Genomic DNA, 14,755 nt, shown 5'->3' with positions numbered 1-14,755 from the left:
CTCCTCGGTCGTGTACGGCGGGGACGGGCGGCGGGGCGGCAGGTTCCGGCGGGTCCCGTTCGCCGTTCCCCGTTCCCGGATCGTCGTCTTCCGGTGAACGTACAGCGGCGGGGGAGTACCGGGACGTGCGCGGTGGAGCGGTACGGGACCGTGCCCGCCCGGCGCCCGACGGGCGACGCGCACCCACCGAGGGTGCAAAACGGGGTCAAGCGCACTTTTCAGCCCTACGGTGGCGGGGTGACCGAGCCACCAGAAGCGCTGTCCACGGCCGAACAGCCCGGCGCCGGCGCGCGTACCGAACCCCCCGGGGGGCCCGGCCGCCGGCGACGCGGCCCCGTCGTCCTCGCGAGGGCCGTCGAGGCCCTCCCACGGTCCGTCAACGGCCGGGCCGTCCTGGCCGGTACCGCCGTCTCCGCCCTGCTGGTCCTCGCGATCGTGTTCGGCAGCCGGCTCCTGCGCGACTACGACTCCGCGCTCCTCCCGTACGCCGTGGCCAGCGTCTTCCTCGCCTTCGGCGTCGCCTACCGCTACACGGTCTGGGTCTCCGCCCCCGGTGCCCGCCGGCTCCTCGCCCGTGGCTGGGGCAGCTTCTTCTCCGCCGACAACTTCCGCCAGGCGCCCACCGCCGTGCCGAGGATGATCGCGACCTACCTGGGCTTCCAGAAGTTCCTCGGCGCCCGCTCGCACGCCCGCTGGGCTGCCCACCAGCTGATCTTCTGGGGCTGTGTCCTCGCCGCGCTGATCACCTTCCCGCTCACCTGGGGCTGGTTCACCTTCACCTCCGGCACCGGCTCGGGGCCCGCCTACGAGATGCGGATCTGGGGCGTCAAGATCCTCGGCTTCGACGCGCTGAGCTTCGTCGGCTGGGTGATGTTCCACGGCCTGGACCTCGCGGCCGTCCTGGTCATCCCGGGCGCCGCCTACTTCCTCTGGCGCCGGATGAAGGACCGCGGCGCCATGACCGGACAGCGTTTCGCCTACGACATGGTCCCGCTCCTCGCGTTGATCATCATCTCCGTGACCGGTCTGCTGCTCACGTTCTCCTCGCTCTTCCTGCACGGCGGCGGCTACGAGTTCCTGGCGATCCTGCACATGGCGTCGGTGGTCTTCACCCTCGTCTACATCCCGTTCGGGAAGTTCTTCCACATCGTGCAGCGGCCCGCCGCGGTCGGTATGCAGCTCTTCAAGTACACGGCGCGGCGGGACGACGAGATCTTCACCTGCCGCCGCTGCCACGAACCCATCGACACCGGGCCCTACGTCGAGAACCTGCGCGGCACCATGCGCGACCTCGACCTCGGCTTCGACCGATGGGCCGAGTACTGCCCGCGCTGCAAGCGGGTGCTGCGCGGCAACGCCTATCTCTCCCAGGTCAAGAAGGGCTTCCAGTGACCGCGGAACCACACGCGCCCGGCCGTCGTACGGTGATTCCCCTCGACCCCTCACTCGCGCCGCCGGGCACCCGGGGCTTCCGCGACGCGGGCGGGTTCCCGGCCGACCGGTGGCACGCCGACCAGCACGGCGAGACGCTCGTCCCCACCCACTGCTGCTTCTGCGGCGTCCAGTGCGGCATGTATCTGCGCGTGGACGGGGACGGCAAGGTCTTCGGCGTGGAGCCCCGGGACCACGACATCAACCGCATGCGGCTCTGCCCCAAGGGCATCAACGCCTACCAGCAGGTCAACCACCCCGAGCGGCTCACCGCCCCGCTGATGCGCCGCTCCCGTGACGAGGAACTGCGCGAGGTCTCCTGGGACGAGGCGCTCGACCACACCGTCTCCGAGATCAGACGCATCCAGGAGGCCCATGGCAATGACGCCGTCGGCGTCCTCGGCGGGGCCAGTCTCTTCACCGAGAAGACGTATCTGGTCGGCAAGTTCGCCCGGCTGGCGGTCAGGACCCGGCACGTCGACTACAACGGCCGGCTGTGCATGGTCAGCGCCGCGGGCGCCAACAAGCTCGCCTTCAACATCGACCGGGCCGGCAACCCCTTCGCCGACATCCTGCTCACCGACTGCCTGCTGCTGGCCGGTGCCAACGTCGGCGAGTGCTTCCCGGTGCTGACCCAGTACGTGTGGGGCGCGCGGGACCGCGGGGCCACGCTGATCGTGGTCGACCCGCGCGAAACCGCGGTCGCCCGCACCGCCGACATCCATGTCGCCCTCAGGCCGGGCACCGACTCGGCCTTCTTCAACGCCGTGCTGAACGTCGTGATCGAGGAGGGCCTCACGGACGTCTCCTTCCTCGCCGGACACACCAGCGGCTGGGAGGAGGTCAAGGCCACCGTCGCCCACTACCCGCCCTCCCGTGCCGCCGAGATCTGCGGTGTCCCCGCCGAACAGGTCGTCCAGGTGGCGCGCGCCTTCGCACGGGCGCCCAAGGCGATGGCCTTCCACGCCCGGGGCATCGAACACCACACCCAGGGCGTCGAGAACTGCCTCGCCGTCATCAACCTCTGCGCCGCCACCGGCCACCTCGGCAGGCCAGGTGCCGGATACGGCACCCTCACCGGCCAGGGCAACGGCCAAGGAGGCCGCGAGCACGGGCAGAAGGCCGACCTCCTCCCCGGCGGCCGCTCGATCCACGACCCGGAACACCGCCGGCAGATCTGTGAGATCTGGGGCATCAAGGAGTCCGAACTCCCGCCTGCCGGGACCTCGATGATGGAGATGGTCTGGCAGATGCAGCGCGGCGAGATCCGCGGCCTGATCGGCATCTGTAACAACCCGTTCGTCTCCCTTCCGAACTACTCCGTGGTCAAGGACGGGTACGACGTCACCGAGTTCCATGCCCAGTTCGACTTCTTCCTCTCCGAGACCGCCGCCAACGCGCACGTGGTCTTCCCCATCACCGTCTGGGCCGAGGACGAGGGGGTGATGGCCAACTCCGAGGCGCGGGTCGTCAAGCACAACAAGGCCCAGGAACCCCCGCCCGGCGTCCGCACCGACACCTGGGTGATGTGCGAACTGGCCCGCCGCCTCGGCGCCGGCGACGCGTTCGCCTTCGACGGCTCCCGCGCCGTCTTCGACGAACTGCGCCGGGCCTCCGCCGGAACGATCGTCGACTACTCCGGCATCACCTACGAACGGCTGGAGGAGACCGGCGGGATCGCCTGGCCGTGCCCGTCCACCGACCACCCCGGCACCCCCCGGCTCTTCGAGGACGGCAGGACCTACCACGCCGACGGAAAGGTCCATATGCAGGTCGTGGAGTGGCACCCGCCGGCGGACCCGTACGACGACGAGCACCCCATGAGGCTGACCACCGGACGCACCGTCGCCCACTTCCTCTCCGGCAACCAGACCCGCCGGCTGGGCGGGCTCGTCGAGCAGACCCCGCGCCCCTGGGTCGAGATCCATCCCTCCCGGGGGTTCCGCAACGGCGAACCCCTCCGGGTCGTCACCCGGCGCGGCAGCGCGGTCTACCCCGCCCTGGTGACCGAGGCGATCCGGCCCGACACCGTCTTCATCCCCTACCACTGGCCCGTCCCCACCGCGGCGAACGCCCTCACCATCGACGCCCTCGACCCCCGCTCCAAGATCCCCGAGTACAAGGTCTGCGCCTGCCGCGTCGAGCGCGCCGAACGGATCGACGAGGTCCCCTCGCCTCCGGTCGCCCCCGGGCAGGTCGCCTACCCCGAGACCCAGGTCTCCCGGACCGACCCGCTGCCTCCCACGGCCCCGCAGGGCCGCGGCACCTCGGAGAGGAGCTGATGCCCCGATGATGGGCAGAACGATGTTCATCGACCCGGGGCGCTGCATCGGCTGCCAGGCCTGTGTCTCCGCCTGCCGCGAATGCGACTCCCACCGGGGCAAGTCGATGATCCACCTCGACTACACCGACGAGGGTCACAGCGTCGCCTCCCTTCCCACGGTCTGCATGCACTGCGAGGACCCGGTGGCCCCCTGCGCGGAGGTCTGCCCGGCCGACGCGATCCTGGTGACCGCCGACGGCGTCGTGCAGCAGGCCGACACGACCCGCTGCATCGGCTGTGCCAACTGCGTCAACGCCTGCCCCTTCGGCGTCCCCAAGATCGACCTCCAGGCGAAGCTCCAGATGAAGTGCAACCTCTGCTACGACCGCACCGCCTACGGGCTCGCCCCGATGTGCGCCACCGTCTGCCCGACCGGCGCCCTCTTCTACGGGACCGCCGAGGAGCTCCAGGCCGAGCGTCCGGGCGTCCAGATCGCCGACACCTTCGTCTTCGGCGAGAGCGAGGTCCGCACGGGCGCGGCCATGGTCGTGCCCGCGGAACGCGTCCGGTGGCCGGTGCCGGGCGGACTCCCGGTCGTCGAGATCAACGGGGAGGACGTCCGCCGATGAGCGTCACCGAACAGCAGCAGCCGGGCAGCGACGACAACCCCGACGGCGACCCCCGCAACGCCCTGCGGGACAGGATCGCCGCCGACTCACCGACCACCCGGCGCGACTACCTCCGGATCGTCGCCACGGTCTCCGGCGGTCTCGCGGTGGGCGGCCTGGGCGTCGCCGGCGGGATCCTCCGGCGGCACGGGGAGGAGCCGGGCGGCAAGGCACCGGAGCCGAAGCGGATCGCCCCGCGCCTGCTGCCCGGCGAATCCCTCGCCTTCCGCTACCCCGGTGACGAGGACCGGGCGCTGGCCGTACGGATGGACGACGGCACCCTCGTCGGCTACTCGGCCGTCTGCACCCACCTCGCCTGCGCGGTGCTGTGGCGCAAGGACCGGGGCGCGGAGGGGGAACTGTACTGCCCGTGCCACGAAGGGGTCTTCGACGCCCGCACCGGGGAGGTGACGGCCGGGCCCCCGCCGCGCGGTCTGCCCAAGGTGGTGCTGGCCGAGCTGGACGACGGCAGCGTCTGGGCCGTGGGCACCACCCGCTCGGGGGAGAGCATCGAGGCGGGGCTCTGCCGCCAGCTCGGCGACGACCCGGCCCTCGCCGCCCGGATCGGCTGCCCCGGCACCCAGGGCGGTGCGGAGGGCCCGGCCGCTTTGGCCCCCGGTGGCCCGCCCGCCCGGCCCGCGCCGGTCCCAGCCTCGCCCGCCCGACTCGCACCGGTCCCAGCCTCGCCCGCACAGGGCCCAGCTCCGGCCGTGCCGGTCCTCGCCCCGCCCGCGCCGGTGCCCGCTCCGGTCGTGTCCGAGGCCATGGCGCCGGGGAGGCGGGCATGACCGAGCCTCTGGACCCGGTCGAGCCACCGCGCCCTCCCGACCCCGCCGGGACGCGGTATCCGGACTACCACCCGGGCAGCGCCCACCCCCAACTGAACCGTCCCGTCCACGAGCGCTATCCCCAGATCCGGCCCACCAGCGGCTGGGGCGACCCGAGGGTGCGCCACACCGGGCCGGGGCCCGGAGCGGGAACCGAGCAGGAACCCGAACGCTCGGCGAAGCTGACGGCCCGGGTGGTCCTGGCGATGAGCGTCGTCGTCGGCCAGCTCTGGGCGCTGACGGTGGTCGTCAACGTGTGGATGGAGGGCCGGACCGCGACGGCCTGGTGGGGTGCGGGGTTTCTCTGTCTGTCCTTCCTCGTCGTTCTGGGACTGTGGCTGCTCGACCCGAAGGACCGCTGAGCGGTGCCCTCGCACCCCTGGAGACAGTTGCCCTGCCCGGCGAGGTAGCCGCCGCCCAGCTCCGGGAGGCAGCCGCCCTGCCCCGGGGGAGGGCCTCCGGGCTTCTGGAAGTAGCTTTCGTGCCCTTGGGGGCGGCCGCCGTACCCTTGGGACCATGAGCACCGCCCCCGCCCCCGGACCGCGAGATCCGCAGCCGACGCAGACGCAGGAGCAGCAGCCGCCGGAGGCCGAGCCGAGGCAGGCGCTGTTCTTCGACGATCCGCTGGACCGGCAGTCATCGGACGACACGGACCAGGGATGGGGTGAGCGGGCTCCCTCGGGCGGTGGCGCCGCCGATCTGGCTCGCTTCCTCGACGAGAAGCCGCCCCACCACGTCTGACAGGCCCCGCTGTCGGGACACGTGCGCTCAGTGGCCATGGGACACCGCCACGGCGAGCCGTCCCGAGGCGCCGGCACCGGCCAGCGCCGCCGCGGTCTCACGCCCCACGGTGAGGACGACCAAGCCTCCGTCTCCCGCTTCCGCGCCACCGTCCGGCTCCCCGAGGCCCGCGTCCGGACCGTCCGCACGCCCCGGCACCTGAGCCACCCGTACGTCCCGCGCCACCAGGCGGGCTCGCGCGGTGGTGTCCTGCCCGGTGTCCGAGGACCGTGCGTCCGCGTCCCGCGTGGAGAGCACATCGACGCGGTCTCCCGGACGCAGCAGCCGGACGGTCGCCGCGTCGGCGATGCGCACCGGGGCGGCGACCAGCCGGACCGGACGCCGCTCGGGCTCGACCGGTCGGGCGTCGCCCGCGACGGTGGCTCTGCCCTCCTCCCCGGCCGGGCCCGCGCCTCCCGGAGGAGAACCCCCGAGCCCTGACACGGCGAGTAAGGCGCAGGACAGGGCGGACCCGGCCGCCAACGCGCGGCGCTGCCGCCGCAGCACGCGCCGCAGGCGGCCTCCGCCGCCGCCACGCACTCGCAGGGGCGCGAAGGGCGGCATCCCGCAGGGAGCGGGAGGCGCGGGACGGGTGTCGGGCACCGAGGGGAACATGGGGCACCACCTGGCGTGAGTGGAGGAGCGGACGCGGACTCCCTCACCCTGCACCGGCGGCCGGAATCGTGCTGAGGCCTGTGGACGGTCCACACGATGTGGACAACTCGGGGACCCGTACGAGTGGTGACACCGCCCACCGAGGGTGACACCGCCCACCGAGGGTGACACCGTCCACCGAGTGGTGACACCGCCCGCGACGCGGGCACCCACGCCGCCGCCACACGAGTCAGCCGCGCTGACCCACCCCAACCGCCCCACACCTGAGCGCCCACACCCAACCGCCACACCCAACCGCCCACACCCGAGCGCCCACGGAGCAAGCGCCACGCCCCGGCCGACGCGCCTCGGCCACTCCGGCCCCCGCACCTCGGGCGCCCGGCCGCCGGCCGCTGCCAGGCGGGGGTGTCAGGGCAGCACCACGCCCGTCTCGACGCCGTCCAGCGCGTGCGCGCACACGCAGTCGCGGTCCTCGGGCGCCGGCAGCGCCGCGACCGCGTCGAACAGCACCGAGCGGAGCCGGTCCACGTTGGCCGCGAACACCTTCAGGACCTCGTCGTGGCTGACGCCCTCGCCCGCCTCGGCTCCCGCGTCCAGGTCGGTGACCAGCGTCATCGACGTGTAGCAGAGCTCCAGTTCACGGGCGAGCACCGCTTCCGGGTGGCCCGTCATCCCGACGACCGACCAGCCCATCGCGGCGTGCCAGCGCGATTCGGCGCGGGTCGAGAAGCGGGGGCCCTCGACGACGACGAGGGTGCCACCGTCCACCGGCTCCCAGTCACGGCCGCGCGCCGAGGCGAGGGCGGCCTTGCGCCCCTCGGGGCAGTACGGGTCGGCGAAGCCCAGGTGCACCACCTGGGGGGCCACCCCGTCCGACCGGGTCTCGCCGTCGTAGTACGTCTGCACGCGGGCCTTCGTGCGGTCCACCAGTTGGTCGGGCACCAGCAGGGTGCCCGGTCCGTACTCCGGGCGCAGGCCGCCGACGGCGCACGGGCCGAGCACCTGGCGTACGCCCACCGAGCGCAGGGCCCAGAGGTTGGCGCGGTAGTTGATGCGGTGCGGCGGTACGTGGTGGCCGCGGCCGTGCCGGGGGAGGAACGCCACCCGGCGGCCCCCCAGTTCGCCCAGGAAGAGTGAGTCGCTCGGCGCGCCGTACGGCGTGTCCACACGGACCTCGGTCACGTCCTCCAGGAAGGAGTAGAACCCTGATCCGCCGATGACCCCGATGTCCGCCGTAGCCGTGCCTGTAACCGTGCCCGTAGCCGTATCCGCGTTCGCCATGCGATCACCCTAAGGGCTGTCCCGCGTCCCCGGCCGGGCGCACGACCGGGACCCCGCGGTCCGGTCGTCAGATCGGAAGCGGGGTCCCGGGGCGGAATCCTTGGACGGCTCCTGCGGAAGGCCGAGGCCTCAGGCGGCGGACGTGCCGCCCGACGAGCCCGACGACGAAGACGTCGAGGAGGCGGCCGAGGCGGCGGGCTTCGCGTCCGAACCCGACGAGGACGACGAGGTGGTGGACGAGGAACCGGACGTCTTCGCGGACGACGCGGCCGGTGCGCTGCTCGACGAGGAGCCACGGCTGTCGTTCCGGTAGAAACCGGAGCCCTTGAAGACGATGCCGACCGCCGAGAACACCTTCTTGAGGCGTCCCTCGCAGCTCGGGCACACGGTCAGGGCATCATCGGTGAACTTCTGCACCGCCTCTAGGCCCTCGCCGCATTCGGTGCACTGGTACTGATAGGTCGGCACTTGCTCCTCCTGGCACTCTCACTCAATGAGTGCTAACGACGCTCCATACTGACGTATTCCGGCCCGTCAGTCCACCGTGACCGGCCCGCGGTGACCGATCCCACGTGCCACTGTCCGCCCTTCGGAGCGCGGTACCAGCCGTGAACGCAGGGTCAGCAGGGTCGCCAGGGCCAGTACCGTACCGGCCAGCGGCACCAGGAATCCGGTGCTCGCCCCCTTCGCGTCCGCGAGCTGTCCGGCCACCGTGACGGCGGCCGCCTGGCCCAGTGCCACCGCGCCCGTCAGCCAGGTGAAGGCCTCGGTCCGGGCGGACGGCGGAACCAGGGCGTCGACCAAGGTGTATCCGCTGATCAGAGCGGGTGCGATGCAGAGCCCCACGAGCAGTCCGAGGCCGGCCAGCAGCACCACGGAGTGCATGGCCCAGAGGCCGGACGCGGTCACGGTCAGGGCGATGTATCCGATGATCAGACGACGGCGGGGGCTGCTCTTCCAGGCGATGGCCCCGCAGGCGATCCCGGCGAGCATGTTGCCGGCCGCGAAGACCCCGTACAGCAGCCCGTTCACCCCGGGGCGGCCGATCTCCTCGGAGAACGCGGTCAGGGAGACCTGCATGCCCCCGAAGACGGATCCGATGCCCAGGAAGGTGATCGCCAGGACCCGGACCCCCGGGACGGTGAGTGCCGAGCGGTGCGGGGCGGCGGTGGTCGAGGCGCCCCGGACGGCGGGCTGGGTCGAGCGCCGGGCGGCGAAGACGAGGCCGCCGACGAGGGTCAGCACACCCTCCGCGACCAGCCCGCCCGCCGGGTGCACGCCGGTGCACAGCGCCGTCGCGATCACCGGTCCGACGACGAACGTGAACTCGTCCGTCACGGACTCGAAGGCGGCGGCCGTCGCCATCAGCGGGGAGGCCGGACGTCCCGGGGCGGCGCCGAGCCGGGCGGCCCAGCGGGCCCGGACCATCGGCCCGATCTGCGGGATCGACGCCCCGGTGGGCACGGCCGCCAGGAACAGCGCCCACAGGGGCGCGTGGGCCAGGGCGAGCGTCGTGAGCACCGCGACGGACGCGGCGTGCACCAGGACGCCGGGCAGCAGCACCGCCCGCTGGCCGAACCGGTCGGCGAGCCGGCCGCTCTGCGGCGCGAACAGGGCCATCGAGACACCGGAGACGGCGGCGACGGCGCCCGCGCTGCCGTACGAGCCGGTGGTGTGCTGCACCAGGAGCACGATGCTGATGGTCAGCATCGCGAAGGGCTGCCGGGCCGCGAAGCCCGGGAGGAGGAAGGTCCACGCACCCGGGGTGCGCAGCAACTGCCCGTAACCGGGGCGGTCGGAGACCGTGGTCGCCACGGTCCATGCCTTTCTGCCGCCTGGTGGCCGTGCCCCCGGGGGATGCCGGCACCGGGGTGCCGAGCTCGTCCGGAAGCTGCCGAGAGCTGTCCTCTTCGCGCGGGACTGCGGTAGATGCCGGGCGCTCGCTCCAGAGGCGAAAGGACGCCACGACCGCCATACGGTCGCGCCAGCTCTGCGTCAGGCAGAGTTGGTCGATCTCGATCAGATCGAGTAGATCATGTAGCAATCCTTCATGTTACAGGTACGCGACCCGGGGCGCCTGTGATCGCGTACGGGACGCCCGGCCCCGCCTCCGATCACCCGGCCCGCCTCGGGTCACCGGGCCCCGCCCCCGCTCACCGGGCCGCGGGCCCTGATCACCGACCGGACCACACCCCCGCTCACCGGCGGGCCTTGGTGCCGTCCGGACGGCCGTCGCCGCCCTTGCCGAGCTTCTTCGCCAGTCTGACCACGTGCGGTACGTCCACGAGCGGGGCGACGACCTCCGGCCCGGTGTCCTTGCCGGTGCCCAGCCAGCCGGCCAGCTTGCCGCCCTCGGCGACCGCCCGCAGCCGTGCCTCGGCGGAGTCGCGCACCGGGTCGGTGGCGACGACCAGCAGTTCGTCCCCGCGCCGGAGCACCGTGGCGGGCTCGGGTACGAAGCTCGTGCCGTCCCGTACGACGAGGGTGACGGCCGCTCCGGAGGGCAGCCGCAGCTCACCGACCTCGACACCGTGCATCTTCGACTTCCCGGGGATCGCGACGGACAGCAGGTGCCCGCGCAACCGCTCCAGGGGGGCCGACTCGATGCCCAGGTCGGACGCCTCGGACCGGTCGTCCGCGATCCGGAGCGCCTTCGCGAGCCAAGGCAGGGTCGGCCCCTGGATCAGCGTGTAGACGATGACGAGGACGAAGACGATGTTGAAGACCCGGGTGCTTCCCTCGATCCCGGACACCATGGGGATGGTCGCCAGGATGATGGGGACCGCGCCGCGCAGCCCCGCCCAGGACATCAGGGCCTTCTCACGCCGTGGCAGCCGGAACGGCGCGAGGCTGAGGAAGACCGACAGCGGCCGGGCCACGGCGGTGAGGACCAGCCCCACGACCACGGCGGGCCAGAAGTCGTCGACCAGGTCGTGCGGGGTGACGAGCAGGCCGAGCAGGACGAACATGCCGATCTGCGCCAGCCAGCCGAGCCCGTCGGCGAAGCCCCGGGTGGCCGGCCAGTGCGGCAGCTTGGAGTTGCCGAGGATCATCGCGGCCAGGTAGACGGCGAGGAACCCGCTGCCGTGGGCCATGGCGCCCGCCGCGTACGCGGACACCGCGATGGCCATGACGGCGATCGGGTAGAGCCCGGAGGCGGGCAGGGCGACATGGCGCAGCCCGTACGAGCCCAGCCAGCCGACCGCGAGCCCGATGGCCGCGCCGATGGCCAGCTCCAGGGCTATCTCGCCGATCAGGACGTACCAGTGCTCCACCGGGCCCACGGCGGAGAAGGCGACCACCAGGATGACCACGGGGGCGTCGTTGAAGCCGGACTCGGCCTCCAGGACGCCCGTGATGCGGGACGGGAGCGGGACCTTGCGCAGGACGGAGAAGACGGCCGCGGCGTCGGTGGAGGAGACGACGGCGCCGATGATCAGTGCCTGACGCCAGTCCAGGCCGACGAGGTAGTGTGCCGCGCTCGCGGTGACGCCCACGCTGATGCCCACGCCGACGGTCGAGAGCAGGGCGGCCGCCGGGAGAGCCGGCCTGACCTCTTTCCACTTCGTGCCCAGACCGCCCTCGGCCAGGATGACGACCAGGGCGGCGTAGCCGATCACCTGGGTCAGTTCGGCGTTGTCGAACTTGACGTCGAAGAGGCCGTCCTGTCCCAGGGCGATGCCGATGCCGAGGTACAGGAGCAGGCTGGGAAGCCCGCTGCGCGACGAGAGGCGCACCGCCACGACGGCGACCAGCAGGACGAGCGAGCAGGCGAGCAGAAGCTCGTTGAGCGTGTGGACAGTCAGGGTCCGTTCCTTCCCTGCGTACGCCTTCCGGATCGGCCTCCGGCGGCCAGTACTTCGTTACCTTACCTAATCTTTAACGCTTTCTTGACGCCTTCGAGCGTTCGTACGACCACGGCGCAGATGGGTGCATCCCCGTACCGCGTCCGAGTGGCTTCTGCGGGGCGCCTATGGTTGCTCCTGCACTCCCAGGACCGCCCTGCCCCTCGAAGGACAGCGATGCCCGCCAACACAACCGCCCCTTCCGGTTCTTCTGATGCGAAGAAAAAAGGCAGGAAGAAGGGGCGACGCGCTCGCCTGCTCGTGATCGTCCTGGTGCTGGCGCTCGTCGCGGGTGTCGGATATGGGGCGTACTGGTCCGTCTCCACGGTCCGTGCCTCCTACCCGCAGACCACCGGCACGCTCGAACTCAAGGGCCTGACCGGTGACGTCGACGTCAAGCGCGACGCCTACGGGATCCCGCAGATCTACGCGGACTCCGACGCCGACCTCTTCCGCGCCCAGGGCTTCGTGCAGGCCCAGGACCGCTTCTGGGAGATGGACGTCCGCCGCCACATGACGGCCGGACGGCTCTCCGAGATGTTCGGCTCGGGCCAGGTCGACACCGACGCCTTCCTGCGCACCCTGGGCTGGCGCAAGGTCGCCCAGGAGGAGTACGACAAAGTCCTGGACAAGGACACCAAGAAGAACCTCCAGGCCTACGCGGAGGGCGTGAACGCCTACCTGGAGGGCAAGGACGGCAAGGACATCTCCGTCGAGTACGCGGCGCTCGGCCTGACCAACGACTACAAGCCCACCGAGTGGACCCCGGTCGACTCGGTCGCCTGGCTGAAGGCGATGGCCTGGGACCTGCGCGGCAACATGCAGGACGAGATCGACCGCTCGCTGCTGACCAGCAGGCTCACCGAGAAGCAGATCGGGGACCTGTACCCGGAGTACCCGTACAAGAAGAACAAGCCGATCGTCGAGAAGGGCGCCGTCTCCCCGGTCACCGGTGAGTTCGATCCGGAGGCCGAGCCGTCGGACAACATCGGCGGGGACACCGCCACGGACGCGGCCGACGGCCTGAACACCCAGCTCTCCGCCCTCTCCCGCACCCTGGACGAGATCCCCGCGCTGCTCGGCCCGAACGGCAACGGCATCGGGTCGAACTCCTGGGTGGTCGACGGCGAGCACACCACCACCGGCAAGCCGCTGCTGGCCAACGACCCGCACCTGGCGCCGATGCTGCCCTCCCTCTGGTACCAGATGGGGCTGCACTGCCGGGAGGTCTCCAAGGACTGCCGGTACGACACGGCCGGTTACACCTTCTCCGGCATGCCCGGTGTGATCATCGGTCACAACCAGGACATCGCCTGGGGCTTCACCAACCTGGGCGCCGACGTCACGGACCTCTTCCTGGAGAAGGTCTCGGCCGACGGCTACCAGTACGACGGCAAGACCAAGGCGTTCGACACCCGCGACGAGACCATCAAGGTCGCCGGCGGCAAGAGCCGGAAGATCACCGTCCGCGAGACGAACAACGGGCCGCTCGTCTCCGACCGCAGCGGCGAGCTGGCCAAGGTCGGCAAGAAGGCCCCCGTCGCCAACGCGGCCCCCGACCGGGGCGACGGCTACGCGATCGCCCTGAAGTGGACCGCGCTGGAGCCCGGCAAGTCCATGGACGCCGTCTTCGAGCTCAACCGCGCCAAGGACTTCAAGAGCTTCCGGGCGGCGGCCTCGCACTTCGAGGTGCCCTCCCAGAACCTCATCTACGCGGACACCGAGGGCAACATCGGCTACCAGGCCCCCGGCAAGATCCCGGTCCGCCTGAAGGGCGACGGCACGATGCCGAGTCCGGGCTGGTCCTCGGAGTACGGCTGGGAGAAGGACCCGATCCCCTTCGACGAGCTGCCGTACGAGTACAACCCGAAGCGCGGGTACATCGTCACCGCCAACCAGGCGGTCATCGACGACAGCTACCAGCACATGCTCACCAAGGACTGGGGCTACGGCACCCGGAGCCAGCGCATCAACGACCTCATCCAGAAGAAGATCGACGACGGCGGCAAGGTCTCCACCGACGACATGCAGTCGATGCAGATGGACAACCAGAGCGCGATCGCCGCGAAGCTGGTGCCGAAGCTGCTCAAGATCAACATCTCCGACACGAGCATCCGCGAGGCGCAGAAGCTTCTGGAGGGCTGGGACTACACCCAGGAGTCCGACTCGGCCGCGGCCGCGTACTTCAACGGTGTCTGGCGCAACATCCTCAAGCTGGCCTTCGGCAACAAGCTCCCCAAGGAGCTCCGCGCCAAGGGCGACTGCATCTACGTGCGGCCCGCCGCCGGCAGCGGACCCGTGGACGAGCAGGACAAGTTCGTACGGGAGTGCGGTCAGCGCGCACCGGACGCGGCGCAGCCGGACGGGGGCGACCGCTGGTACGAGGTCGTCGAGTCGATCCTCGACGACACGGACAACGAGTGGTGGAAGGCGCCCGCCCAGGGCCGCGAGGAGGCCATCGACGGCCGTGACCAGCTCTTCGCCCGCGCCATGGAGGACGCGCGCTGGGAGCTGACCGCCAAGCTCGGCAAGGACATCAGCACATGGAGCTGGGGCCGGCTGCACCAGCTGACCCTGCGCAACCAGACGCTCGGCACCGAGGGCCCCGACCTGCTCCAGCGGGCGCTCAACCGCGGCCCCTGGAATCTCGGCGGCGGCGAGGCGGCGGTCAACGCCACCGGGTGGAACGCGGCGGGCGGCTACGGCGTCATCTGGGTCCCGTCGATGCGGATGGTCGTCAACGTGGGGGACTGGGACAAGTCCCGCTGGATCAACCTCACGGGTGCCTCCGGACACGCGTTCAGCGCGCACTACACCGACCAGACCGACAAGTGGGTCAACGGTGAACTGCTCGACTGGTCCTACGGGACGGGCGCGGTGGACACGGCCACGGTCGACACGCTGACGCTGAAGAAGCCGTAGGGCTTCGCGGGACAGCGGGACAGCGGGACCGCAGGACCGCAGGACAGCGGGAGGCCCCGGGGCGCGATGCCCCGGGGCCTCCTGGGTTCCTCAGGTGTCCTGGACTTCTCAGGTGTCCTGGAC

General features: G+C 71.5%; 12 protein-coding genes. 7 read left to right on the top strand and 5 right to left on the bottom strand.

The window, feature by feature from the left end; genetic code table 11:
• Positions 1 to 237: 237 nt before the first annotated feature.
• The 6 genes from B9S64_RS13290 to B9S64_RS13265 all read left to right on the top strand — a co-directional run bounded on the left by B9S64_RS13290 (position 238) and on the right by B9S64_RS13265 (position 5,930).
• Positions 238 to 1,392, top strand: a complete 1,155-nt coding sequence (locus tag B9S64_RS13290) for an MFS transporter (RefSeq protein WP_103490112.1) — start codon at positions 238 to 240, stop codon at positions 1,390 to 1,392.
• A complete protein-coding gene (locus tag B9S64_RS13285) occupies positions 1,389 to 3,713 on the top strand; it encodes a molybdopterin oxidoreductase family protein (protein WP_103490113.1) in 2,325 nt (774 codons plus the stop codon). The genes B9S64_RS13290 and B9S64_RS13285 overlap by 4 nt, the downstream gene beginning before the upstream one ends.
• Before the next feature lie 7 nt (positions 3,714 to 3,720).
• The gene (locus tag B9S64_RS13280; RefSeq protein WP_028441392.1) at positions 3,721 to 4,323 is read left to right on the top strand and encodes a 4Fe-4S dicluster domain-containing protein; all 603 of its coding nucleotides are present in this window, start codon (positions 3,721 to 3,723) and stop codon (positions 4,321 to 4,323) included.
• Entirely contained in the window at positions 4,320 to 5,150 is an 831-nt protein-coding gene (locus tag B9S64_RS13275) for a ubiquinol-cytochrome c reductase iron-sulfur subunit (protein WP_103490114.1), read from the top strand. Before B9S64_RS13280 ends, B9S64_RS13275 begins: the two co-directional genes overlap by 4 nt.
• Complete coding sequence (locus tag B9S64_RS13270; RefSeq protein WP_103490115.1) at positions 5,147 to 5,551, top strand: hypothetical protein; 405 nt, start codon at positions 5,147 to 5,149, stop codon at positions 5,549 to 5,551. The genes B9S64_RS13275 and B9S64_RS13270 overlap by 4 nt, the downstream gene beginning before the upstream one ends.
• 154 nt (positions 5,552 to 5,705) lie before the next feature.
• Positions 5,706 to 5,930, top strand: coding sequence for a hypothetical protein (locus B9S64_RS13265; protein ID WP_103490116.1), 225 nt, complete (start codon positions 5,706 to 5,708; stop codon positions 5,928 to 5,930).
• A gap of 27 nt (positions 5,931 to 5,957) precedes the next feature.
• On the opposite strand, the gene B9S64_RS13260 is transcribed toward B9S64_RS13265, so the two are convergent.
• From B9S64_RS13260 to B9S64_RS13240, 5 genes are all read right to left on the bottom strand, one after another.
• Positions 5,958 to 6,584 carry an RcpC/CpaB family pilus assembly protein gene (locus B9S64_RS13260; protein WP_103504990.1) on the bottom strand — a complete coding sequence of 209 codons (627 nt, stop codon included), beginning with the start codon at positions 6,582 to 6,584 and terminating at the stop codon, positions 5,958 to 5,960.
• A gap of 408 nt (positions 6,585 to 6,992) precedes the next feature.
• On the bottom strand, positions 6,993 to 7,865 hold the full coding sequence (locus tag B9S64_RS13255; protein ID WP_103491867.1) for an S-methyl-5'-thioadenosine phosphorylase: 873 nt from the start codon (positions 7,863 to 7,865) through the stop codon (positions 6,993 to 6,995).
• 129 nt (positions 7,866 to 7,994) lie between these two features.
• Positions 7,995 to 8,333 carry an FmdB family zinc ribbon protein gene (locus B9S64_RS13250; protein WP_028441387.1) on the bottom strand — a complete coding sequence of 113 codons (339 nt, stop codon included), beginning with the start codon at positions 8,331 to 8,333 and terminating at the stop codon, positions 7,995 to 7,997.
• Positions 8,334 to 8,399: 66 nt separating this feature from the next.
• A complete protein-coding gene (locus tag B9S64_RS13245; RefSeq protein ID WP_103491866.1) occupies positions 8,400 to 9,680 on the bottom strand; it encodes an MFS transporter in 1,281 nt (426 codons plus the stop codon).
• A 383-nt stretch (positions 9,681 to 10,063) separates the two neighbouring features.
• Complete coding sequence (locus B9S64_RS13240; protein ID WP_258037906.1) at positions 10,064 to 11,644, bottom strand: potassium/proton antiporter; 1,581 nt, start codon at positions 11,642 to 11,644, stop codon at positions 10,064 to 10,066.
• 243 nt (positions 11,645 to 11,887) lie between these two features.
• Between B9S64_RS13240 and B9S64_RS13235 the strand changes: the two genes are divergently transcribed.
• Entirely contained in the window at positions 11,888 to 14,632 is a 2,745-nt protein-coding gene (locus B9S64_RS13235; protein ID WP_103491864.1) for a penicillin acylase family protein, read from the top strand.
• Positions 14,633 to 14,755 lie beyond the last annotated feature (123 nt).

The sequence above is a fragment of the Streptomyces sp. SM18 genome (assembly GCF_002910775.2).
GTDB lineage: Bacteria > Actinomycetota > Actinomycetes > Streptomycetales > Streptomycetaceae > Streptomyces > Streptomyces halstedii.
Note: the sequence above shows the minus strand (reverse complement) of the source record. Positions and strands in the feature narration are given on the sequence as shown.